General features: G+C 42.6%; 16 protein-coding genes and 2 tRNA genes. 14 read left to right on the forward strand and 4 right to left on the reverse strand.

What is annotated here, in order from left to right:
- Positions 1–2: 2 nt before the first annotated feature.
- From tssC to Q6344_04865, 14 genes are all read left to right on the forward strand, one after another.
- Complete coding sequence (gene tssC, locus Q6344_04800) at positions 3–1,493, forward strand: type VI secretion system contractile sheath large subunit (GenBank protein WLG14658.1); 1,491 nt, start codon at positions 3–5, stop codon at positions 1,491–1,493.
- 52 nt (positions 1,494–1,545) lie between these two features.
- Complete coding sequence (locus Q6344_04805) at positions 1,546–2,049, forward strand: type VI secretion system tube protein Hcp (protein ID WLG14659.1); 504 nt, start codon at positions 1,546–1,548, stop codon at positions 2,047–2,049.
- Between the two features lie 100 nt (positions 2,050–2,149).
- A complete protein-coding gene (tssE, locus tag Q6344_04810; GenBank protein WLG14660.1) occupies positions 2,150–2,641 on the forward strand; it encodes a type VI secretion system baseplate subunit TssE in 492 nt (163 codons plus the stop codon).
- A gap of 77 nt (positions 2,642–2,718) precedes the next feature.
- The gene (gene tssF / locus Q6344_04815; GenBank protein ID WLG14661.1) at positions 2,719–4,542 is read left to right on the forward strand and encodes a type VI secretion system baseplate subunit TssF; all 1,824 of its coding nucleotides are present in this window, start codon (positions 2,719–2,721) and stop codon (positions 4,540–4,542) included.
- Complete coding sequence (gene tssG / locus Q6344_04820) at positions 4,506–5,546, forward strand: type VI secretion system baseplate subunit TssG (protein ID WLG14662.1); 1,041 nt, start codon at positions 4,506–4,508, stop codon at positions 5,544–5,546. The genes tssF and tssG overlap by 37 nt, the downstream gene beginning before the upstream one ends.
- Before the next feature lie 287 nt (positions 5,547–5,833).
- Complete coding sequence (tssH, locus tag Q6344_04825) at positions 5,834–8,797, forward strand: type VI secretion system ATPase TssH (protein WLG14663.1); 2,964 nt, start codon at positions 5,834–5,836, stop codon at positions 8,795–8,797.
- Positions 8,797–9,951, forward strand: a complete 1,155-nt coding sequence (tssA, locus tag Q6344_04830) for a type VI secretion system protein TssA (GenBank protein ID WLG14664.1) — start codon at positions 8,797–8,799, stop codon at positions 9,949–9,951. Before tssH ends, tssA begins: the two co-directional genes overlap by 1 nt.
- Before the next feature lie 91 nt (positions 9,952–10,042).
- A complete protein-coding gene (locus tag Q6344_04835) occupies positions 10,043–12,763 on the forward strand; it encodes a contractile injection system protein, VgrG/Pvc8 family (GenBank protein WLG14665.1) in 2,721 nt (906 codons plus the stop codon).
- 48 nt (positions 12,764–12,811) lie between these two features.
- Positions 12,812–13,726, forward strand: coding sequence for a hypothetical protein (locus Q6344_04840; protein ID WLG14666.1), 915 nt, complete (start codon positions 12,812–12,814; stop codon positions 13,724–13,726).
- A gap of 18 nt (positions 13,727–13,744) precedes the next feature.
- Positions 13,745–16,357 carry a T6SS effector BTH_I2691 family protein gene (locus Q6344_04845; GenBank protein ID WLG14667.1) on the forward strand — a complete coding sequence of 871 codons (2,613 nt, stop codon included), beginning with the start codon at positions 13,745–13,747 and terminating at the stop codon, positions 16,355–16,357.
- A 2-nt stretch (positions 16,358–16,359) separates the two neighbouring features.
- The gene (locus Q6344_04850; protein ID WLG14668.1) at positions 16,360–17,562 is read left to right on the forward strand and encodes a hypothetical protein; all 1,203 of its coding nucleotides are present in this window, start codon (positions 16,360–16,362) and stop codon (positions 17,560–17,562) included.
- A 67-nt stretch (positions 17,563–17,629) separates the two neighbouring features.
- Positions 17,630–18,691, forward strand: coding sequence for a hypothetical protein (locus Q6344_04855; protein ID WLG14669.1), 1,062 nt, complete (start codon positions 17,630–17,632; stop codon positions 18,689–18,691).
- A 358-nt stretch (positions 18,692–19,049) separates the two neighbouring features.
- A complete protein-coding gene (locus tag Q6344_04860; GenBank protein WLG14670.1) occupies positions 19,050–19,787 on the forward strand; it encodes a hypothetical protein in 738 nt (245 codons plus the stop codon).
- 50 nt (positions 19,788–19,837) lie between these two features.
- On the forward strand, positions 19,838–20,818 hold the full coding sequence (locus Q6344_04865) for a hypothetical protein (GenBank protein WLG14671.1): 981 nt from the start codon (positions 19,838–19,840) through the stop codon (positions 20,816–20,818).
- A gap of 502 nt (positions 20,819–21,320) precedes the next feature.
- Here Q6344_04865 and Q6344_04870 read toward each other — a convergent pair.
- The 4 genes from Q6344_04870 to Q6344_04885 all read right to left on the reverse strand — a co-directional run bounded on the left by Q6344_04870 (position 21,321) and on the right by Q6344_04885 (position 25,556).
- Positions 21,321–21,407 (reverse strand) — tRNA-Leu (locus Q6344_04870).
- A gap of 123 nt (positions 21,408–21,530) precedes the next feature.
- Positions 21,531–21,604: transfer RNA gene (locus tag Q6344_04875), tRNA-Cys, on the reverse strand.
- Positions 21,605–22,000: 396 nt separating this feature from the next.
- Positions 22,001–23,098, reverse strand: coding sequence for a formate dehydrogenase accessory sulfurtransferase FdhD (gene fdhD, locus Q6344_04880; protein WLG14672.1), 1,098 nt, complete (start codon positions 23,096–23,098; stop codon positions 22,001–22,003).
- 85 nt (positions 23,099–23,183) lie between these two features.
- Complete coding sequence (locus Q6344_04885) at positions 23,184–25,556, reverse strand: FdhF/YdeP family oxidoreductase (protein WLG14673.1); 2,373 nt, start codon at positions 25,554–25,556, stop codon at positions 23,184–23,186.
- Between the last annotated feature and the right edge of the window lie 48 nt (positions 25,557–25,604).

Here is a 25,604-nt window from a genome sequence, read left to right on the forward strand (position 1 = left end):
CGATGAGTGCCCAAGCCCAGCAAAATCTAGCACCTGATGCGTTAAATAATGATAGTTACGACTTACTCGAAGAAATCGTCAATAAAAGTAACGTTGCCAAGTCTGATGACGAAAAAAATCGTGCCAAGTCGCAAATTGCAGAGCTTGCCAATGAAGTCATGCAAGGCACCGTAACGTTGTCAGATAATTTGGCTGCATCGATTGACGCGCGTATTGCCCAAATTGACGCATTGATCTCCAAGCAGCTGACCACCGTCATGCACGCGCCCGAGTTTCAAAAGTTAGAGTCCAGCTGGCGTGGCTTGCATTATTTATGTAGCCAGACTCCGTCGGAATCCATGCTAAAGATTCGTATGATGAATACTACGAAGCGCGAACTGACTAAAGATTTTCAATCGTCAATTGATTTTGATCAAAGCACGCTGTTTAAAAAAATATACGAAGAAGAGTTCGGTAGCTTCGGTGGTGAACCTTATGCCGCTATCGTTGGTGACTTTGAATTTACTCGCCAAAACTCAGACATGTATCTGCTTGAGCAATTGTCTCATGTTGCGGCCGCTTCTCATGCACCTTTTGTGTCGGCGGCTTCCGCTGAAATGTTTGGTCTCGACTCCTTTACCGACATTGGTCGCCCGCGAGATTTGTCAAAGATATTTGAAACCGCTGAATATATCCGCTGGCGCGCGTTCAGACAGTCAGAAGATGCGCGATATGTTGCGTTAACCGTGCCCAGCTTTTTAGGTCGTCTGCCTTACGATCCTAAAGATGGCACGGTGGTTGAAGGATTTAATTTTACGGAGGAAGTCTCTGGTAATAATCATGACGATTATCTATGGGTGAACGCAGCTTATGCCTTTGCTTCACGCTTGACGGCTGCTTTCTCTGACTATCGTTGGTGTGCTGCCATTCGCGGCGTTGAGGGTGGTGGCTTGGTTGAAGGGTTACCTGTTCATACCTTTAAGACGGATGAAGGGGATTTGGCACTTAAGTGTCCAACAGAAATCTCTATCACCGATCGCCGAGAAAAAGAGTTGAGCGACTTAGGATTTATCCCGTTAGTCCATTGCAAAAATACCAATTACGCTGCTTTTTTTGGCGCGCAATCCGTGCAAAAAGCCAAAACTTATCAAAACGATGATGCCAATGCCAATGCTGCGCTATCGACGCAGATCCAATACATTATGGCGGTGTCACGTATTGCCCATTACCTAAAAGCAATGATGCGCGATAAGGTAGGTAGCTTCTTAGCACCTGGTAATGTTGAGTCGTTTTTAAATGACTGGATTTCTCGTTATGTCTTGCTAGATGACGGCGCCTCACAAGAAGCAAAAGCCCAGTACCCACTGCGCGAAGCTTCTGTACAAGTTGTAGAAGTGCCGGGTAAGCCTGGTGTCTACAAGTCCGTGGTCTTTTTGAGACCACACTTTCAACTTGACGAATTGTCTGTTTCTTTGCGTCTGGTCACTCAACTGCCGCAATCTAGCAACAGCTAATCGTTTATTAAAAACTAACGTGAAATTTAAATTTTAAAAAAAGGTATGTGATATGAAAGATATTTATATTCAGTTCCGCGGTAAATATAAAATTGATGGCGAGTCTCGTGATAGCGAGCATAAAGGTTGGCTTGAAGTAAATACTTGGGATCACTTGATCCGTCAGCCAAAATCAGCGACAGCAAGTAGCGTTGGTGGCCATACTTCTGAGCGTTGTGAGCATGCTGACATGACGTTTATGAAAGATTTGGACTCAACCAGTCCTAAACTATGGGAAGCGTGTTCTGCTGGTTATACTTTTGATGAGATTCAAATTGATTTTTATCGTGCCAACGGTGACAAACGCGTTAAATATCTTGAAGTAAAACTTAAGCATGCGCTGATCGCAAGTGTCGAGCCAACGGTACGTTCTGAAGGCGTACCAATCGAAAAAGTCGGTATCAAATATGCTGCTGTTGAGTGGACTTACACCCAGCAAGATATCGATGGTACTGCTAAAGGCGCTGTGACTAAAAAATGGTCACTAGCCAACAACACTGCTACTTATACCGCCTAATTTAGGTTGTATCAGGTGTCATCTATTGTGTCGTACCGAAAAAGAAAGGTTTATATCTAGGCCTTTCTTTTTTGTTTGTTAAATAGGAATGATTATATCAATGAATTACGCCACTAACGCCTCTAACAAAGAAATTGGCTTTCGTCCAAATTTGTTCGAGCAGTTATTTGATGATCAGCCCCGTCATTTGTCGCATGAGCTCGTGGTTCGTCGTCTTAATATCGATGAGCTAAAGTCTTCGGTCGCACGAGACCTTGAAGCTTTATTAAATACGCGTTGTGTGGTGTCAAGTAAGCTTCAGGCCTATCAACACGTGCGCTCATCGATATTGAATTTTGGCATATTAGATTTTGTGGGACTCAGCAGTGCCAATCCTACTGACTGTGATTATATCTGTCGCCAAATAGCCCAAACAGTCGAGCAACAAGATACCCGGCTAAAAAACGTTCGCGTATCGCTAGATATTGGCGCTGTTGATGTCAATCAACTGTGTTTTTCTATTGAAGCATTATTAAAGGTTTATCCAGCACAAGAGCTGGTCAGCTTCGATGCGTTCTTTGAGCCAAGCTCTCAGCGTTACTTAATAAAATAATCATTATCCCATTAATGAAATAACTACTACTACCGCTCAATTTATACAGTTAGCAGCGATCAATATATTGAGGCGTCATGGACAGTTTACTTCCTTACTTTGAGCATGAGCTTAGCCTGTTTAATAAACAGTCAAAAGAATTTGCCAAAAAATATCCCAAAATAGCCAATCGGTTGTTGATGGGGCACGATACCGTCGATGATCCGCATATAGAGCGGTTGATACAGGCTTTTTCGCTCATCAGTGCGCGCATCAATAAAAAATTGGACGATTCATACGCTGATTTTACCGAATCTCTATTAGAAGTCGTTTATCCCGATTATCTCAAACCTTTTCCATCGGTCTCTATTGCACAGTTTAATCTAGGCGTACAGGGCAATGCGATGAGCGAGGCAGTCTTAGTCCCTAAAAATAGTGCGTTCGCCAGCCAAAAAATAAATGGCACGCCTTGCCAGTTTCAGTCAACCCAAGATGTGACCTTGCTGCCGCTACAGATAGATAGCGTCGACTTTGAAACTCGTCAAGAGGTGTATGACAATCAGCATGGACTGCTGAATGGCTGTATCAGTATCAAATTTAAGGGGCTTAATTCAAGCTTTGACTATCAAGCCTTATTAAACCACTCGTTAGATTTGTATATAGACGAGGACGCCAGTCAGGGTACTAGTCTATGGGATTTACTAGGGTGTGATGTCAAGCAAACGCATCTGCATGGTAGGCAGGTCAATAAGATTACGGGTAGTCCGTTTGAGATTATAGGCTTCGATCCTGAGCAGCAAATTCTTCCGAGTCATCGAGTGAGTAATGCTGCCTCTGCCTTATTAAAGGAATACTTCTATTTCCCTGAAAAATTCAATTTCTTGCGCCTTAATCTTGGTAAGGTTTGTCCAAATTTAAAGATCGATAGCAATGGCTTTGAGATTCGCTGTTACTTTAGATTTGATAAAAAAAATACCATCCGCCTAAAAAACTTGCAGCAGCTCAGTGCCAGCAGTATTAAATTGTTTTGCACGCCCGTCGTCAATTTATTCAAGGCGGCTGCTAAGCCTATTCAAGTGACCCATCGTTCGATCTATTACGATTTGGTGCCTGATACTCGTGCGCTGTTTCAACATGAAATCTATGAGGTTAATAAAGTCATAGAGTCGAAGCAAAGCGACAATCGTTTGATACAACGTGAATATCATCCGTTTTATGCGCTCAATCACTATGAGCAGCAAGATGATGGTCGTTATTATCATATCAAACGTGATAAGGATATGGCTGAGTTCAAGCAGGGTTTTGAATATCAGATTATGTTTGTAGAAAAAAATCGCGAAGATTTAGCTGGCGCGGTGAGTATGAGTGCGTCTTTATTGTGTACCAATAGAGATTTGCCGGCTCAAGTGGTATTCGGTCAAAGCCGTGGCGATTTGTTTAGCGAAGGGATGACTGGCTTTAGCAGTTTGTCTTTATTAAAGCAGCCAACTCGGACGGCAAGGTTTGACTATACCGGTGAAGAGCGTTGGCGCTTGATATCGCTGATTAGTCTGAATTTTTTATCGCTTGCCGCCCAAGATGCTGAGCTGATGAAGGAGTATTTATCGCTATATGACATTACCCAGTCTGCTTCTAATAAACTGTTGGTCGAAGGTATTGTGTCTGTCGAAACCAGTATCGAAGCTCGACGTATTCAGCGCTTGCCACAGCCTGGTTTTGTGCGCGGTACACTGATCAATATTCAAATCAGCCAAAAGAATTTTGCTGGAGTGAGTATCCGCCAGTTTGCCCATTTATTGGCGCATGTGTTTGGCTATCACGCCAGCTTAAACAGCTTTGTTGAAGTGTCCATTAGTGATGCCATTACCAAAGAGGAGATATACAGATGTCAGCCACGCAGCGGTCTCAGTCCTCTTATTTAACGGATCTAATAGCGGCGCCGCAATCCTATGAGTTATTACAAGCACTACGTTTGGTTCAGCATGAAGTCAGTATGGGACATGCACCTATTGAGGTACGTTACCGTGCCTCGTTGTCATTGGCCTATCCGCAAGCTGAAATTGAGTCGATGGCGCTCATTGCTCAGGACAATATGGAAGACAGTGGCAGCTCATTAAAGGATGGTCAAGTAAAAACCAGTTCATTAAATGCTAGGCGGATAGAGGTTTGCCCTGCAGTTATCGGATTGACTGGCCCGTTGTCAGCCTTGCCAGCGATGTATACCGACCATCTAGCCTCGCGAGTCAATCATGCAAAAGATAAAGCGGCACCAGCATTTTTAGATTTATTTAACCATCGATTGACGGATTTGTACGTGCAAGCGAGTTGGTTTTATAACTTGCCATTACAGTATGAGATAAATAATAAAAAAGACAACTATCTACTGAGCTTGCGGGCATTGGCGCGTCAGCCGAAGAAGCTAACCGCCATCGATAGCTTGATTGCTTATGCTGGCATGATCGCCCCAGGACGTCTGACAGCCGATCAGTTGTCACATGTACTGTCGCATTTTTTAGATAGCACCGTCAGTGTCGAGCAATTCGTACCGGAGTGGTTTGATCTACCAGCTAGTGAACAGACAGCACTTGGTGGTCAGCATGCTGCCCTTGGGTTGTCCGCATTTTGCGGTGCGCGCGTCGTACAGTTTGATAGCAAAATTAGAATTATCTTTCATCAGTTGGACGCGAAGCGTTATTTAAGACTGTTACCAGCAGGGGATATGTATCAAGTCATTATTGATTTTATCCGTAAATGGTGCGGTGTTTGCTTGGCGGTCGAGATGCAACTCGAGTTGGACAAGAAATATATTACCCCTTTGTCGTTATCAGAGAGCAGTTTTGGTAGTTTGGGTCAGGGTGGGTTTTTGATATCGCAGCCTGCGACGCAGCATCATGATGACACCCGCTATGTGCTGCCGATTCAGTAGAAAGGTATTACTAAAAAAACACGGTTAATAGGTGTATATAAGCAGTTTTAAAGTGAATCAATTATAAATTGCTTGTTTACTAATAATGCTCAATAGCTGCTCTAATTTTGTATATCAGTTTTATATCGCCGTTTAATAAAAATAATTTTATACCATTCATAGAAATTAGAGTGGCAAGGAAAACGAGTGAAAGTACTACGCCTTGTAGGCTAAGCGAGTTTGACACAGCTAATCTTGCTTTTTGGGTTTGGTATTAAGTCTAATAAGAATGCTAAAGGAAAAGATTTATGAGCCAGTTAAAAGCTGTAATTACTCGCTTAAGCCCAAGCTGTCGACAGTGTTTGCAGCAGGCTGCTAGGCTTTGTATTAATAATGGGCATCGTGAAGTCGATACCGTCCATCTGCTGCACGAACTGATTGCAACGCCGCACAATGATGTGGCTCAAATTTTAAAAGTAAATAAGATTAATCAGCAGTCATTACTAGCCGACATCACAGACTTACTAAATACCTTTGGTCAGGCAACAGGTTCAACGCCTGTGTTTAGTCAAGGTTTGATGGCATTACTAGAAGATGCGTGGGAGCTAGCCAGTAGCCAATATAATCAAAGTGCTGATAATAACAGTCCACTAGAAATCCGCTCTGGCCATATACTGCTCGTGCTATTGGCTTATGAGCGTTATCAGTCGCTACTCAACACCCTCCCTGAGCCACTACAGTATATCGACCGCTTTACCCTAAAAGATGATTATGAGCGTCAATGTCTCGGTAGTACTGAGGGCAGTGGATCAAGCAGTAATAAAATTACCAATAGTAAAGGCGTCAATAAGGGTGCTGATGATGGTGCGAATAGTGCAGACAATGATATTAACAATCAAGAATCTTTAGACACTAAGCAAACTGAAGCTAAGCCAACCCCTGCGTTGGATAAATATACTTATGATTTGACTGCTAAAGCCAGCGCTGAGCAAATAGATCCAGTCATTGGCCGTGAGTTTGAAATTCATCAGTTGATCGATATTTTGATTCGTCGTCGTCAAAATAACCCTATCTTGACGGGTGAGGCAGGGGTAGGTAAAACAGCAGTGGTAGAAGGATTGGCGCAAAAGATAGTCGCCGGTCAAGTACCTGATCAGCTCAAAGACGTGACGATACGCAGTCTCGATATGGGATTGCTACAAGCAGGGGCGAGCGTCAAAGGGGAGTTTGAGAACCGTCTCAAGCAAGTCATCGAAGAAGTGCAAGCCTCGGTACAGCCGATTATCTTATTCATCGATGAAGCGCATACTTTGATTGGTGCTGGTGGGCAAGCGGGTCAAAACGACGCGGCGAACTTACTTAAGCCTGCGCTGGCTCGTGGTGAGCTTAGAACGATTGCCGCGACGACGTGGTCAGAGTATAAGAAATACTTTGAAAAAGACGCAGCATTGTCACGTCGCTTCCAAGTGGTCAAAGTCGATGAGCCTGATATCGATACGGCAGTGGCGATGATTCGTGGTTTGAGTGCTAAGATGCAGGCGCACTTTGGCATATTGATAGACGATGATGCGTTACAAGCAGCCGTTGAGCTGTCAGCACGTTATATCAGCGATCGACAACTGCCTGATAAAGCGGTTAGCGTATTAGACACGGCAGCTGCACGGGTGAGCTTGTCTAAGACCGCGATACCTAATCAACTTGATAGATTAAAAGCGAAAGGATTGCAGTTAGAGCAGCATATTAATAATCTCAGTCAGCAGCTTGAGCGTATTGGCGGTGTGGACGAAAAAGAAAAAGTCAGTCAAAAAATTGCCGTACTAGATGAGCAGCGCCAAGTTAATCAACAAAGCATCGCTGATATGACCAGTCGCTGGCACGAACAGCGCGAGCTTAATGATCAGCTTGATGCCTTAAATCAGCAGTTGAATGACAAGACAGATGGTTCTGATGCGCTTAGTGCAAAAGAGCGTTTAGACAAACAAGCTGAGTATCAAAATATTGAGCAATCGCTAAAACAGGTGCAAGAGACGCAGCGACTGATTCATGCGGTATTAGATAGACAGGTTATTAAGCAGATTATCTCAGATTGGACAGGGATTCCACTGACCGATATGGCAGGCAATGAAAAAGACCATATCTTGGGTTTGGCTGACACCTTGCAATCGCGCGTCATTGGTCAAGATCACTCGGTGGCGGCTATCGTCAAACGTATCCAAACGGCGAAAGCACGCCTAGACGATCCTAATCGCCCGCAAGGGGTGTTTATGCTCGTCGGGCCAAGTGGTGTGGGTAAGACAGAAACGGCACTGGCACTATCAGAAGTATTGTACGGTGGTGAGCGTAACCTTATTACGATCAACTTATCAGAGTATCAAGAAGCCCATAGTGTTGCCTCCTTAAAAGGCTCGCCTCCAGGTTATGTTGGCTATGGTGAAGGTGGTGTATTAACCGAAGCGATTCGCCGTCGTCCTTACAGCGTGCTCTTGCTCGACGAAGTAGAAAAAGCCCATCCAGACGTACTGGATTTGTTTTATCAGGTCTTTGATAAAGGGGTGATGGAAGACAGCGAAGGGCGTTTAATTGATTTCAAAAACACGCTTATTTTATTGACCAGTAATGTTGGTTCATCTGCGATTATGCAGGCATGTATCAATACAGATCCAGCCATTACTGACTTTAGCTTGCCAGACAGCGACAGTCTAAAACAGGTCATTAATCCGCATTTATATAAATCATTCAAGCCTGCCTTTTTGGGTCGTTTGACGGTCATTCCTTATTATCCGTTAACAGATGATGCGCTCGCAGAAATTATTCGCCTTAAGCTGGACAAAATCACTGGCCGCATCCGTGATAATTATGATGTGCCTTGTGTCATTGATGACGAGGTGGTTGAGCTGATTTTATCGCGTTGTCATGAGGTTGATTCTGGTGCACGTAACGCCGATGCCATTATCAGTCATACCTTGCTGCCGCAGCTGGCAGGTCAGCTACTGGCTCATGATGACAGTCAGAGTGTGTTGAAGCAAATTAATGTATTCGTCGATGCCGATGATAATTTTGCTTATCGTCTGGATATTGATGCGGTTGTGCCTTTGAATCAGATGGCGCAAAGCAGTGAGAGCCATGGTGAGGAAACAGCTACCAAAGCAGCTGCTAAAAAACCGCGTGCCAAGAAAGCTACGACAGCAACGCCAGTCAAAAAAGTACCAGTCAAACAGGCAGCTAGCAAAAAAGCACCCAGTAAAAAATCGATTAAGGAAGAATCTCTATAATGAACACTAATAATGCCTTAGTGGCGAATATAGATGCCCTCATTGCCCCTATTGATGGCAGTCGTCATGGTGTGGGTGAAGACCTCACCTTTGACATGCGTATCGATGCCATCGTCGCTGCTCGTCAAGAGGACGATCCGTTATTGGCGCAAGGTAATTGGGTCACTGAGCTAAAAGTGGCTGATTGGGACTTTGTGAAGGATCAGTGTGCAGATTTGTTGATTCATACCAGTAAAGATATGAAGCTGGCGCTTTGGTATGTCGATGCGTTGAGTCATACCGATCATTTAGCGGGTATCAGCCAAGGTCTTAGTCTACTACAGGCACTTAATGACGAGTATTGGCTCACTATGTATCCGCCACTAGATGGCGAAGAAGACAGTATGGATATCAGGGCAGGGCTGTTCTCATGGTTCGTAAAAGCGCTCACTGATGATCTAAAACAGCTGTCGCTCTCTGATACAAAGACAGAAAAATATAATTACAATTATTATTTAACGGCTCGAGATCATGATAAGCAGCGTCAGCAAAATCCTGATAGCGAATCGTCTAGCCAATTAACGCTTAGTGACTATAACAGCGCTATCAAGAACAGTAGTGATGCGTGGCAACAAGGACTCATGACTCATCTCAATAGCATCACAGAGCAATGGCAAGCGCTCACGGATCAGCTAAACAATCTGATGGGTATGGATGCGCCTGTGTTTGCGCCCGTGACAGATCTATTGGTATCTCTAAAACAGCATTTGCGCCCACTAATACCGGAGCAAGCTGATGCAGCAGACAGTAATGATAAAGAGAGTGCAGCTGATGATATAAATGCTGACTTTGCTACTGATAGTACGATGCTGAATGATGGGCAAGCAACTGGTACAAAAAATATCGCACTAACCAGCTTTAATCCGAGTAACCGCGATCATCAAAGCAATCGCCGGCAAGCGCTTAAACTATTGGGTCAAATCCAAGATTACTTTGCGACCAATGAGCCGCACAGTCCCGTGACATTTTTACTTGGTCGGGCGATTGATTGGGCCGATATGCCACTCGATCAATGGTTGGCTCATATCATTAAGAACGAAGATCAATTATCGATGCTCTCTGACATGATTGGTATTCAGCCAAAACGCGACTCATCTGACGATAGCTATAACTAAATGTAGTTAATTTGGCTGCGGCTTAACTGGCACTCTGTGTGTCATTTTTAATATATGTTTACACCTTTGGACTGATAGAGAAGGGCTTGTCATGGTATGGACTCAAACAAAGCGGCATGTGCAACTGAGTAGTGCCCATCCTGATATTGCCACCAGCCTCATTCAACAGGCTGACTTGGTTGAAAGCTTACTCGGGATGCCATTGCCCGACAGCGTTTGGAGTAAGCCCGCTCTTATGCCAACGCCTGACGCTTATCCAAGCCCGTATCATCAAGACCAACGGGCGCAGTCTTATCAGCAGCGCCAGCTCGCCCTCTATTGCGGCTACCGTATTAGCATTACTCTACTGCATCCACGAGCAGGACTGGATATAAAGCAATGGCTAGGGCAAAGTCTCTCGATACATTGGCATACCGGCGATACGCTACTACCAAGCCAAACCCGTCATGGTATCATCACCGAAGTCGTTGCCCTCGGTAGCAACAGTGGTATGGCCGCTTATCGCATCATCTGTGAACCTAACTTAGGTCAATTACGCCTGAACAGTCATAATCGCCGTCATCATCATCTCAGTCTCAGTGAACTCATTACCCAAATCATCAGTCCATACGATATGAACGTTGAGATTGACGAGCGCCTCAGTGATGACAGCAACTATCATATACAGCATAGCGTCCAATACAACCAAACCGATCTTGCTTATCTAACCCAATACCTTGCTCTCTATGGCATCACAGGCTATTACCGTCATGACATCGACAAGCACACTCTAGTCTTACTACCTAGTGATGGAGAAGAATTGCGTCCTGATGTCAATGATATCCAAAGCATCCTCAGTCAAAACCCTGCCAACCTTGCTGATAGACAAGACCGCATTACTGCCATTCGTCCGCGTATTGCTCAGCATACTCAGCAAAGCGACCTACATCGTTATGACAGTCGCTTGATGAGTATCTATACTGGCAGTAGCAGTAGTGAGCAACCGATCGATTCATCAAACAGCACGCATCAGCGCTTTTTACACAGTCATAGCCGTTTTGATGATGACAGTCTCGATAAGCTTGCTACTCGCTACCAGCAGAACGCACAGCAGCGTGCCAATCTAGGCAGCCTAACCGGTAACATCCGTCATCTGAGTTTGCCAAGTAGCCACTATATCGATGGCAACCCTTATTTGACCGATCCGATCAGTCTGGTGTCTCTTCATCAGCATATTAATAATCATATTCCAGCAGATTGGTTGGGGGTAGTACCCTTTGATCCCATTACCTTACAGCCAAATACCAACTATGACAATGATGACGACAATGACGACAACGTCCATCATATCAATGCCTGCTACCTACCGTTTCCGCATCATCACCATATTCCTTATGGGGAACAGCTGGACAAACTAGGACAACCGCATCCGAGTCTGACAGGTCTGATGAGTGCCAGTATTATTGACACAGACAGCAGCGCCATTACTCATGATCGTAATCATCGTGCGCATATTAGATATCACTGGCAAAGCGAAGGCGACGATAGCGCACACTGGATACCCATCGCCAGTCACCTCGTCGCCGATCACATGGGACAAACCCATCCTCTGCGTCATGGGCAACATGTTCTGATCGACTTCATCGGCGGTGACATTACTCATCCCATCATCCTTGGCAGCACCCATAACGGCCAAGGCAATTCTGATGCTCAGCACAATAGCATCGTCAGTGACTCAGGTAGCATTGATGCCACCAGTCCCGCTTGGTTTATCAATCAAAGCCATGCCTATCCCATAGACGGTATCAAAACTCAAAGCATCGACAGTAGCCGCACAGGGGAGGCGACCAAAGACAGCGTCACTAATGGCTACAACCAGCTCATGTTTGATGCCCATCCTGAGAGTCCGCAGATCAACGCCTATAGCAGCAGCTACCAGTCCAGCCTAACCATTGGTCATCTGTATCAGCATACCGACCATACTCGTGGTCAAGCACGTGGGCAAGGTATCAGTTTAGAGACTGAGGCCGCTGCCAATATCCAAGGCAGCAAAGGTATTCATATCAGTAGTAGCCAGTCAGACCCCTCATCAAACCCTCACATGAGTCATGACAGGCATAGCAAACTACAAACCGCTGACCAACATCAAATAGCCTATCAAAGCCTAGCAGAAACGCATCAACCAGTAGGCATAAATGGTAGCAGTCAAAGCAGTAGCCTAAATAATAACAAAGGAGGAGAACAACAAACCGCATTTGGTCAATTTAGCAAAGACACTAATGACGCAACCTTAAACGAAGCAGGTCAATGGCAACAAGCCCATCTGCTGATCGACTCTCAGCGTCATCTCGCACTATTAAGCGGACAACACAGTCAGCATACCAGTACCCAAAGCGTGCACAGCCATGCGACAGACAACACCCATCATCACAGTCAAACCGAGATGAATCAATTGGTGGCAGGGGATATTCACTACTACAGCAATAAAGCCCAAACTCATACCGCCGCTCATGGCGATGTGACCATACAAGCGCATCAAGCGCAAATGCGACTCGATAGTGAGCAAGTACTGCGGATCCATAGTCGAGACAGTATAGAGATTATCGCGCCTGATACGCTAACGCTGAAAGCCGCAGGCAGTGGCATTGAGATATCGGGTGGCAATGTGACCTTTATTACGCCAAGTCAAGTGGGCTATAAGGCAAGTAAGGTGGATTGGGGCAGTGGGGGTGGATCAGCCAAAAATTTAGTCATGAAGCAGATGCAGTTTGAAGCTTGTGAGAAGCTATCTGAACAAGCTGAAGACAATAACGCTGCCAGTACCGACTTATAATTGACCTCACGAATTAGTGACTTTTAAACCAATATTAGCAACGATACTATGACTATACCGCCGCCAATACTACTGACTATGACACCACAACCAAATGAGCTTGATTATCGAGCCTTTAGCACTTTTGATGTTGCTATTATCCATCATCGTCAAACAGAGCTGATTGAACAGATTAGTAATTTATACCCTGATGCTGTTTATACATTAGAACAAGAGTTGCTTAGCTATCATATGATTGATAGTCCAGTCATGATTACCCTAACCTCAGACATTATTAATATATTAGAAGCACATCTACAACACTGTGAACTGTTATCTCGTAATAATGGATTGCTTGCACTACTGGACTACACTCCGCCCAATATAAGAGCGAATAAAACTCGAATTAGTGCCGCAGAGTATCTACCACAGTTACCTGAATGGCAGCAGTCAGACACAACTGACGAAGATGAATGGTTGCTAGACACAGCACAACTGGCTAAAACATTAGGCCTTAATCAAATCATTCAAAAAGGCCGTCAAAAAAAGCATTTTCGCTACTTAGATTCGCAGGTACTTATTCACCTGTTACCGCTGAAACAGCACCACTATATCGCTAATCGCTATGCTTATCCCAAGCGGCTTTGGTTGCCATTAGATAACCACTGGCACAGCTTAGATAATATTCATCACTATATCCCTGACCATACGAATTATATTCAACGTCAGTCAAGCTATTGCCCACTGACGCAAAACTGTTTAGATGATATTAGCATCATTAATCGCTTCTTCGCTAAGAAAGGTATTGAGAGTAGCGATTTGATACTAAACCATTATGGGACATTACTTAGCTGGTTAGACAAAGTGAATACTCAATTAAAAGCTGCCACGCATCTGACTAATCCTGTTGACCGTATGACAATGATTAACAGGTGGCTGTATGAGTGCTATGAACAATCTGGTTCAGCAGAAATGGATAGTTAAAGGATAAGGAATAAGGCCATGGCAGAGAGATGTGAGCAGTGTCAAGCGCAGGGGATTACGATATTGCCTGTACGTTGGGGATACCGCTTTAAAGAAAAAGAATTGAAATCTGTATCGAGATTGCTTCATGAAGGCTATATTTATATTCTTGATAATAATCGAGAGTGGTATGGATTTGTTGTCACACAAGGTCGCTATTTAAAAAGTTTTACGGTGACTGGTATATCAGGTATGCCGCCATATTCAAATGAGCCAGACTTGCCATATGCAGACTCAACATGCTTGGCAGGGAGTAACTGTCAAGCATTAAACAGCTTTATCCGTATTCCCAATCCAAACAAAGATATCGACACATTATGGGTCGCTTATAGCCCTGTTAAATGGACGAAAGCAGTCATTGAAAGACATCAAAATAATACTGATGGCGCTAAAACTAACAATATGATTGAAGTACCTGTATCTGTCACCCAGTCAAGTAGTAAATCATCTTTAGAACTTAGTGAATCACAAAATGGCGGAGGCTATAACTTATGGGAGTATGACCCAGATGGGGAAGGAAAAGAGCCAATCACTCAGTATTATGCCACTGAATATTTAAATTATATCAATCCGTTCACTAAACAGCCTTATGCTCCAGATAAATCACATGAAAAAAAGAGTCTCACAACTGAATTATCGAAGATAGAAGAAAGTGGAAATCGTGTTTTGAATGTTTATTTCAATGACGAAGTTGGAAAGCTAATTGATTTAAATGAAATGATGCTGAATATTGAAGATTACTATGACTCAAAATTATTAAAAAGTATGTTTACTAATTCATTCGATAAATTAAATCAGAAACAATTAGTTGCCAACACCATACTTGATATAGAAAAACAAATAAAAGCTAATGCTCCAGCATATGTTGCCAAGCAGAAATCTGAAGCGTTGAGGAAACCTTATGGTTCTGATGCAACTTTATTGAGCTCTAGAGAGGATTTGATAAGAGGTTATTATAAAAGAAACTGGGAAAATGGATTCAAAGATTCAATAAGATATGATGAAATGTTGAAATGGCTATCTTTTTATAGTTCAACTCAGGCTAGCAATAATGAAGAAAGAAAAAAGCAATTAGCAATGATAGTTGAAAGATATAACAACATGTGGTTTTCAGAATATTTAAATAATGAAATGACTTATAATTTTGATAATACTGATACTGATAGTTGTGCCAGCTATACGCTTACCGTACAAAATTTTGTTGGTTCAACAGCTAAGTACTCGGAAGTAGCAAAAAGTTATATGTATATGTTGTCACTATATTCGCTCCTAGAACCTTACAATTATCTAGGGCGCGCCTGCTGTTTTAATAATGAAACCATTATTAGTGAAGTAGAGTCTATCTCTACTAGTAATGGTATGACTATTGACGGTATTGTCACTTTGTCATGGTCTGCTGCTGCAGGTGAAGTACTATCAAAGATAAAAAATCAATATCTAGAAAAAATAAAAATGTCTGGTACTACTATCACCCTAGAAAATCTTATTTTTGATCCATATCTCTATATTCGTAAAAAGGGCATTGAGAGAAAAGCAACCAGTACTTCATACCCTAACATACGGCTTGGACGCAGTGATTTATTAATGAGTATATTTACTAGAAGGCCTTTGTCTGTAGTTACTGTTGAGGGCAACATTAGAGATATTACTAAAGGTGTTTATGGACTATTGAAAACAGAGTTGAGCAAAAATGGAGGTAGTCAATTAAGTAACAATAAACTTAAAGATGCCGCTTCACAGTTTGTCGATCAAATGAAAAGTGAAGGAATTGATGTAGATAAAAATATATCTACTAAAGTGACCGCATTTGTGAGTATAGATGCTTTGACTAGTGCTAACGATGCTAAAAGTTCAGCAGGTATAGCAAAGTCTATGTTGACTGACCGAAGACTACAGTTTGAGGAGTTTAAAAGCTTCTATAAAAACCAAGCAGCTCAGTCAGGTGTTGGTAATTTTGGCGGTGTACTACAAGTATTGTCTTGTTTGAGTTTGTTCAAAGGCGTTATAGAGTCTGCCGGTACTGATGCAAAAGAGCCTTTACATAAGTTCGGTGGTAGTATAGCGATACTTGCAGGCGGTGTGGTACAGCATAGAGCTGATGTTGTTGGCTTAAGAAGAGAGCTTTATGGGGCAGTACCAACTGATAGCTCTCATAGACAGCTTAAATTGGCTAGAATGTTAGAAGGTACTGAAGTTGCGTACTCAAGTCTAAAAGCAGGTGCTAGGGGGCTCAATATAGGTGGGGCTGCCGTTTTTGCTTATTATGATTATCAAGCAGCTCAGGAGAATTATGCTAATGATGATGTCGTAATGGGAACACTATATTTAACGTCTGCTGGTTCGGGCGTTATATCAACTACTTTGCTCGTATTTGGCGTTAGTGGCTCATGGGTACCTATAGCTGGATGGGTCATTTTGGGTGTATCTATTGTCGCTGGTTTGGCTATCATGTGGTTCCAAAAAACACCACTAGAAAAATGGGTCAAGTATGGTACTTGGGGTATAGATTCTAATGAGTGGTCATTAGATTTTGAGAAGGCACAGCTGGAAAAAGCTTCTGAAGGCATAGAAATTGACATTAAGGACAACTAAAAATGAGTGGATTCGTTGTAGACATGGAAGGGCGGTTTCGACTGACAAAGAAACCGCCATTTTTGACCCCAGGTTATCAAGCGGTAGGGCAGAAGCTTGCAGACGTTAAAGGCATCCATGAGACAGTGCCTTTGGATAAATATAAAAACTATGATGTGCCATTGCACCCTCAACAAACGGTGGTACAGTTTAACTCGACTTATCTTGAGACTACAGGGCGCAATGAAAGACGACGTGGTGATGCGGTAGGATGGGGATTATGTTTAGGGTTTGTGGGGCTATCTGTGAGTAATGGTATCCTCTATCTGATTGTAAAATCCACAATAGATTTTGACATCGTATTTCTTAGTATTGGTCTTATTCTCGCTTTTTCTATGATTCTATTCTTCGCTCCATTAATCAATGTGCTCTCAACCGAACTATTTACCACATGGCATTATCCCATCCGTTTTAATCGTAAAACCCGTAAGGTCTATGTCCGTCAATACAATCGTAAAGTAGAAGTATATAACTGGGATGACTTAACTTTTTTTATTGCCTATATCAATGAAGATAGAGACATCAGAGCCGTGACCTTTGATAAAAACGGCGAAACCATTACGGGTATGTTTGCACTTGCCTTTCAAAACAATGTCTTTGATAAAAGTTTAATCAGTTATTTTGAGTTTATCCGTCGTTATATGGAAGGTGACGATCAGCAACTAAAAGAAGTCAAAGAGGCCATACGTTACATCTATCCCATACATAAGAAACGTGAAACCCCGCTGATGTCATTTAAGCGTTTGATATTGAACGTAGTACATTACTCTCACGAAAACATGGAGTACCCTGAACGAACTTTTAGGTTTTACCCAGTGACAATAGTTATTCTACCTTTATTAGCTCTGCGTTATGTTGGCCGTGTGATCTCAATGCTGACCAGCTACCGCCATCAGTTTAGCAAAGCTATTGAAGCGGAATGTCAGATTGATCCCAATGACCCTTATGATTTAAACAAACATTTACCAGAGGGCAACCTTGAACAGAATAACCAGCCTATTTGGAAGACCATTGTTTACAGTGTAGGTATTATTATTGCTACTATTATCATGCTGTTTATCGGTGCATTTATTATAGACATGATAGGCGCGGCAAGACCACATGGTGACTATCCGAGCATGGTCGATAAACTCTGGTATGTGATTGGTTTGGGGTGGTTGTCTTAATAAATCATTGGCTACCTTTTTATTACTGTATGTGATTGCTTAGATAAAAGTAATTAGGGATAATAACATGCAACTACGCGATGATTTCGCTACCCACCTTAGTAAGCTTCACAATCCTATTGACCGTCCTTATACCGCCAGTATAGACAAAAGCTTATTAAAGAGCACTGAAGAGATTGAACATCTTAACAAAGAAATTCATGATGTTAATCCTGATTACTTAACCTTCCTACCCGCATACTTCTGGGTGTTTTATTTTGCTGTTGGCTGGGTTTATTTTTCTTCATTTTGGTTAGGTAATTATTTTCTTCAAGATATTGGAGAGGTTGTCTTTATAGATGGTGAATTTAGTATTTTTGATATAGTATTCAGCTTCTTATGGATTGTTGTATTTGGTACGCCACTAATTTTATTTCTCTATCAACTCATCAGAAAGCGCTTCATTCGTACCCAGTACTACTTTTTAAAAAAAGAACAGAAAATAGCTTATTATTACCGTCCATTATGGAATTTTAGACAGCCTTATGCGCTTAAGATAGTCGACTATAAAGATGTGCATCCAGACTTACATCAAGACCCATATAATCGAGCCTACACACCGCTTAATCTGTATGTCGCTGATCCTGAGACAGGCGATATCACCCATCATCTCAAGCTAGAAGATTACAGAGTAAACCCACGCGTACAATGGGCGTTTATTCGTACTTACATGGAAGGCCCTGCGGATGATCTGCCAATAGACGCTCAGTTCTGTGAGGCTTATCCAGCTGATACAAGTGGTTCACTATTTGCCTACGCTGATATTGTCTTTCGCAAAAACGGTATACTGCCGAGTGATCATTCTGGCGGTGGTCAGATCATGCTCTTTATAATAGGCTCAATAATAGCTTTAGGTAATCTATTTCAGGCTAATCATTACCAATGTACCAAGCGAGCCATCTTACATCCTGACGTGCAAAAGCTTTTGACATGGAACGGTCAAAACAACCCGTACCCCATTCAGCTTATAACTGATGAAGCCAAATTAGCTTTTGACGGTAGAAATTGGGAAGTTAATGTCAGATGGGTGTGTATCATACTCATTAACGTTGGTTTATTTGTATGGGCGGTGGTGGCTTATAATAGCTAGCAAAAATTAGCATATATTTAAGTTGAGTTCTATTATGTTCCTACCACTTCCACCTAAGCCCCCAGTGTTCAAAATAATCAGTCGCCCCTATGAAGGTAAGATATCCAGCTTTAAAGAAAAAAATGACAGTATTGATAGACTAAGTAATCTTATTCATGAGGTCAACCCAGATTATTTACTGTTTCATCCAGTGATTAATTCTATTCAAAATGTATGGCTTTTAGCTTCTTATGGGTCATTATGGTTGTTTGGTCAGTTTTTATTTTTATTTTTATATGTAGTTCTTAAATATTTTTTTATTGAAGAGTTTGAGCTAATAGTTTTATTTCCAATTATTATGCTTATAATATTCCTAACAATGCTTGGCTTTTCACCATATTTAACTCTAAAGCAACTAAAAAGAAAGCAATCTCGATACCACAAAATCTTACTACTAAAAAATACCCAGCAGATTGCTTACTACGAGCATAATCGCAAGCAAGCCCCTATTTTTCATCTGATTAATTATAAAGATATCACAGCCTCTATAAGGCGTAATGAAGGTTTGGTGTATGAAGTACTGAATCTACATGTAATAGATAAGGCAACAAGAGAACCAAGCTTATCTATTAACTGTGAAGATATGCAGCTAAACCCCTATGACCAATGGACCTTTATCCGCACCTACATGGAGCGTCCAGCCGATGACTTACCGCTTGATCCTCGATATGCCCACGCCTGTCCCACCGATATCAGTACCTCACTGCTTGCCTGTGCTGATATCGCTCAAGAGAAGAAAAACAAGGGCTTAACAGGACTACGCCATGAAGTGACAGTTATGGGATGGTTGCGAGCCTGTACAGTTAGCTTTTTAGACCTTGCCGAAGGTAATATCTATCAATCAAGCGCCAATCCTGCTTTGCATCCTGAAGTGCAGCGACGGCTCATGTGGGATGGCATAAACAATCCGTATAACATCTTGCCTGTCACCGCAGAGCGCCAAGCCGCATTTGCAAACCAAAATCAAGCCTTTAAGCGGAAATGGTATTCAGGCATTGCTGTGAATGCAACGTGGTTTATCGGTTCGATACTGTATGTGATGCTGGTGATTGCTTAGATAAAAACTTATCAGCTAACATCAATTAAACAGTATGAGAACCACTAAAAATGAACAACTACATCATCAGACCGCAAGAGATTTATTTATTAGAGCGTTACAGCTCACCCGCCTACTTTAAAGAGATGCGTGATGCTTTTGCGAATATGCTAGAAGCTGCTGAATATGCGCTAGAGCTATTTGTCAATGATTTGCCGTTTGATTACCGTACGCGTCCTATCAATAGACAGCCTGATATCGTTTGGGGTGAGCGGGTATTACCGAATTTACGTGATACTTTAGATAGTCTCAATGTTGGCTATCAAGAGCTTTTAAAAGGGGATCTAGCGGCAATAAGATATGGCGGTAATGTACAAAGTGATTTTCGCGCTATCAGTACGGATTATGATTTCGACTGGATGCCAAAGCAGCAACAACTGGATTATGAAAAATGGCGGAGAGAGGCAAGCTTACGCGCTTTTAACATGGGAATAACCAGTTATTTTGGTTGGTGTTTATACGACTTAATAGAAAATTATAGCATTGAATCAAGAGGAGCGCTTAATGCGCCTGAATCATGGCCTATCTATAGTCTCAATCAACAATATAGCGTTAAGGTAGATGAGGTCGTCCCTGTCGCTGGCATTTATGTACCAAATCGAGCAGATGCCAGTGCTCAAGTGCTATTAGATGGCATGTTAGCGAATGAAGCTAATGTCGGTTATGACCCTGATACGACACATGCTGTCGGTAGAGCTCCTGTTACTTGGATGCTCGTTGAGCGTATCGCGGGTAGTGGTGGTGGCAGTAGTAGTGTAGTATCGGAATCTTCACGTTGTGAAGCAGACCATCCTTGTCCGCAGACAGGATATTGGTGGTCACCTGCCAGTCAGGAGTTGCAGCATTTTCAAGCAGAAGACATCATGCCAGACATGACTAAAGGAAGGTGGGAAACCATTTGGTATTTTAACGCAACCAACCCGATGACTATTCAACCTACCACGAGTTATATAAAAAGGAAAAGAGCCAGGCGACCTAAAGCTTATAAATGACACAATGGAAATGCGTATTTAAATAACTATGTTAAATATACTTTTTTTACTACAGTCATCGTCGATATATCGATTCTGCTGTTTGTTAAACAAAACTGTGGAGCCACTATCTATGAGCAATTATTAAAGGCTATCTTTATGCAGGCACTGCGTTTATTTATGCTCACGGATTCCAAATTAATGCTTGCGCTGGCTAGTGTCACCAATAGGCCGTTAAGTACTATGAAAGTGGCTGCTTTTTTTATCATGTTAGGGTCGTTCTATCTATTTTTTATTACGACACAAGGTTTGCCTTTTCAGAATAGGATAACAGGATGTGGCTAACTATTGATTATATACAATTGATATAGCTTATTACCCTAAACGTGAGAAGGACGTTTAACAGTAAAGCTAGCAGTTCATTACTAGTAAATTGTCTAAATAGTGGAAAAAATTTAGTTTAATAAGAGAAAGTGCACAATAAGAAAAAGGCTTCCAATTGCTTGGAAGCCTTTTAATATAATGGTACCCGGAGCCGGACTTGAACCGGCACGCTATTACTAGCGAGGGATTTTAAATCCCTTGTGTCTACCAATTTCACCACCCGGGCAAAACTTGTATTATCTAAAAGTAAGCTTTCTACTTGTTAGATAGTGGTCGCTATTATAAGCATTTATATTAATAAAGCAAGCTAAAATTAATATAATATGAATAAAATTTTAACCTAAATAATTGGAGGCTGAGGTCGGAATCGAACCGGCGTTAACGGAGTTGCAGTCCGCTGCATGACCACTCTGCCACCCAGCCAATCAAGGACGCCTATATTAGCAAATATAATTTAAATTACAAGTTATTTTTTAGCTAAATGCGAATTATCTACTCAATTCTCCTTATTTGACCATAAATTAATGGCTATTCAAAGTATTAAGAGGTCAAATTAAGCTATTATCAAGCTTAAAATTAGGAATGGTTCGTCAAAAAACATCATAATTATCAAACACACAACGAAATAATATCTTTATTATTTCGTTGTGTGTTTGATAAAACGAGATAGGGAATAGATAGTGTTTTAAAAAGGTCTTGTTTGAGCTAAAAAGGAGACCGTTTATTATCGAAAAATCAGCGTTATATGTCTGTCATTAAAGCGCTGCAAATGAGAGTTTATGAATAAGTGCGCTTAATGAGAGAGTCGAGCATAAAACTTTATAGGTCTGAATAATTTGAATAGTAAGTGACTCTGTTATCACGCAAAAAACCCGCTAATCCTAAGCCATAACGCTCAGCGACACGCACTGCGGTACTGGTAGGTGCAGACATACCGACTAGCCAAGGGATGCGCCCACGAATCGATTTTTGTATCAGTTCAATCGATAGGCGCGAGGTCATAAGGACGCAGCTAATCTCTATTTTATTGCGCAGTTGCCAACCGATCAGCTTATCAAGCGCATTATGGCGTCCTACATCTTCGAATAGGTATAGCTGCTGATTATACATCGTCGCAGCGGCGTGTACGGCACCAGTCAATTGGTGAGTATGCTGCATCGCATCGACTTGCTGGCGTATTGCTAATAGACAGTCAAGACTTGGTGTATCTGTCTTTTGTCTGTTTTGACGATAGATACTCAAGTCAGGCAGTGCTTGTGTTAGCCCTGTGATGCCGCACATACCACAACCTGTACGCCCTGCTAGCTGACGTTTTTGCGCTTGGATACGCTGATGACAACGCTGGTTTAGTAATAGCTCCACCACATAAATGTCATAATCTTGCAGTGACGATAAGCTTTGTTCAAATGCTGCAGATTCAAAACTTTCATCCGTAGCATCTCTTATAAATCGTTCCTTTATAAATGAATCTTGCGTGAATTGTTGATAATTTTCGATATCATTCAGTTGGGTAACTTCCCAATCAAGCAGCTCATGGCTATGTTGAATTAAGCCTTCGCTAAACAAAAATCCGACGGCTAAATACTCTAACTGGTGAGGGCTTGCCATCAATACCGCATAGTGAATACCATTGATAACGATAGCAACCGCAGCTTCCACTGCCAAGCTCGCTGATTGGCAATCGATACTGATTTGCTGCATATGGGTCTGTGCAATATTGGTCTTAGCAACACGGGTCTCAATAATGTTGTTAGGGTTATATTTATCTGTCGGATAATGATGCTTTTGCGCCCAATGATTACGTGCAAGCGGCGTTGCAGATGCCTTTAGAGTTTCTGATGTCTTATCTGTTAGGGTATTTACCAAAAAACTATCGCTATATTTTGCGTCAGTTTCAGTATCACTTTGGGCAATCATAATACCTCGTTATATCGTATGGTCATTGCCAAAGTTATCATCTCCTTTAAATATATGCATCATTCAATGATCTGCCCGTTGCTGACTATGCATGACTAGTCGTACCAGCATTTGCCTCAACGCGTTGCAAAACAACGGTCGTCGATTTATACGCTGGTATGTGAGAGTCTGGTGCATGCGTGTCTAAATCAAATATATCATTACATTCAGGATAATAAGTTGCGACAGCGTTAGCGGCGATATCCATATCAGTCAATACTAACGGCCCTAGCGTGCGTGGCTGAACGGTACCGTCTGTGTTATTTGAATTATTTGAGCTGGCATGGCGGGATACCATTACTCGGTCACCTGCTTGCCAACCCAAACGAGTCATCTCATCTGGGTGCATAAACAACACATCACGGCGATTGGTTTGGCGATAGCGATCTTCAAATCCGAAAATCATGGTATTAAATTGGTCATGGCTACGGACACTGGTCAATTGCCAAATCTTTTGTTCATTGTTTGGCGCACTATTAATATTATCAGCGGGTTTTTTGTCATGGTGAAAGGCTAAGGAGGTCTCTGCCATTTGTGCTGCAATGTAGGTGATAGGGTATTTTGGTACTTCAAATTGCGCTTTGCCACTATCAGTATTCCATACACGATGACGCGCAGAATGGTACAAATGAAAGCCACGCTCGGTTTCGCGAATACGCTGATTAAAGTCTTCAAAGCCATCAATCGCTTGGGCGATATAATCACGAACGATGTCAAAGTCTTTACTCATTGCTTGCCAAGGAATGGACGAATCAGCACCAAGCACATGAGTGGCGATATCTGCTACAATTTGTGCTTCAGATTTCAACGTATCGCTGACGGGTTTCAGGTTGCCTCGAGTGGGTACAATCTGACACATGGAATCTTCGATAGTGGCAAATTGCTCACCTTTGGCAGTAATAATACGTTCGGTACGACCTAAGCAAGGCAGAATAAGATTGTTCGCGCCCGGATACAGCATAGTTTCATTAAGTTTAGTACCGACAAAAATATTGAGCTGAGTGGTGGTTAAAGCTTGCTGAATTGCACTGGTATCAGGTGCTGCCACGGCATAATTACCGCCCATACTCATAAAGACCTTAAGCTTACCAGCAATCAATGCTTTCGCACCAGAGACCACATCAAAGCCATTTTCTTGCGGCATCGGACGTTCAAACACACGCTCAAGGCTGTCTAGTAGCTTTTGTGCAGGGCGCTCATGGATGCCCATGGTACGGTCGCCCTGTACGTTAGAGTGACCACGAACAGGAGACGCGCCTGCGCCATCAATACCAATCATCCCCATTAATAATAATAGGTTGGTAATCATCGCTACATTGTCATCGCCTTGGACGTGCTGAGTGATGCCCATGCCCCACGTGCAAATGGTCGCAGGACTCGCCGCTACCAGTTTTGCTATATTAATGATTTCCTCTTTACTGATACCAGACCCACGTTCCACATCAGGCCATGATTGTTGGCGCAGCCACGCGTCGAGTGCCTCATATCCTGAGGTATGTTCATCGATAAAGCTCTGATCGATTTTATTGTTTTTAGTCAGCCACTTAGCGATACCGGTTAAGAGTGCTGCATCGCCGCCGATCTGAATTTGAATGACCTCATCGACCATCTCATCACTTTGACCTGCCGCCATATGCGTGGGCTTTTGCGGATTTCTAAATTTACGTAAGCCTTGTTCGCGCATAGGGTTGATTGAGAGGATTCGACAGCCTTGCTCGTGAGCATGAGCAAGCATTTCAAGCATGCGTGGATGATTGGTCGCAGGATTTTGTCCAAACATCAATATCAGTTTGGCTTGCTCAAAGTCTTCCAGTTTCACGGTCGCTTTACCAATACCCAACTGTCTACCGAGCATTACCGACGTTGGTTCGTGACACATATTGGAACAATCTGGTAAATTATTGGTGCCAAAACAGCGCACAAACAGTTGATACATAAAGGCGGGCTCGTTAGTGACACGCCCTGAAGTATAAAATAGCGCCTCATCTGGTGAGTCAAGCTGTCCTAACTGTTCAGCGATACATGTATAAGCGGCTTCCCAAGAGATTGGTAAGTAGCGCTCTTGCGCGGCATCATAATATACAGGCTCTGATAAACGACCACTATGCTCAAGCTCATAGCCCGACCAGCCTTGTAGTTGGGTGACGCTATGTCGCGCAAAAAACTGCGCATCGGCTTTTTTAGTCATGGTCTCACTGGCGATGACTTTGATGCCGTTTTCACAGACATCAATGGCTTTATGTGACTTATGATCTGGCCAAGCGCAACCTGGACAATCAAACCCGCCTTTGGGCTGATTGCTTTTTAACACACTCAAACCACCACGTAAAAAAGTCTGATAATCCATCAATTTACGAGTAGAGGAAATCAGCGCAGGCCAACCGGCAGCAGGGTGGGAGTAGACAGGAATTTTGCGCATGACAGACCTCATAGTAAATGGCGGTAGCGAACTTTGATATACAGCAAC

The organism is Psychrobacter cibarius (assembly GCA_030686115.1).
GTDB classification, from domain to species: Bacteria; Pseudomonadota; Gammaproteobacteria; order Pseudomonadales; family Moraxellaceae; genus Psychrobacter; species Psychrobacter cibarius_C.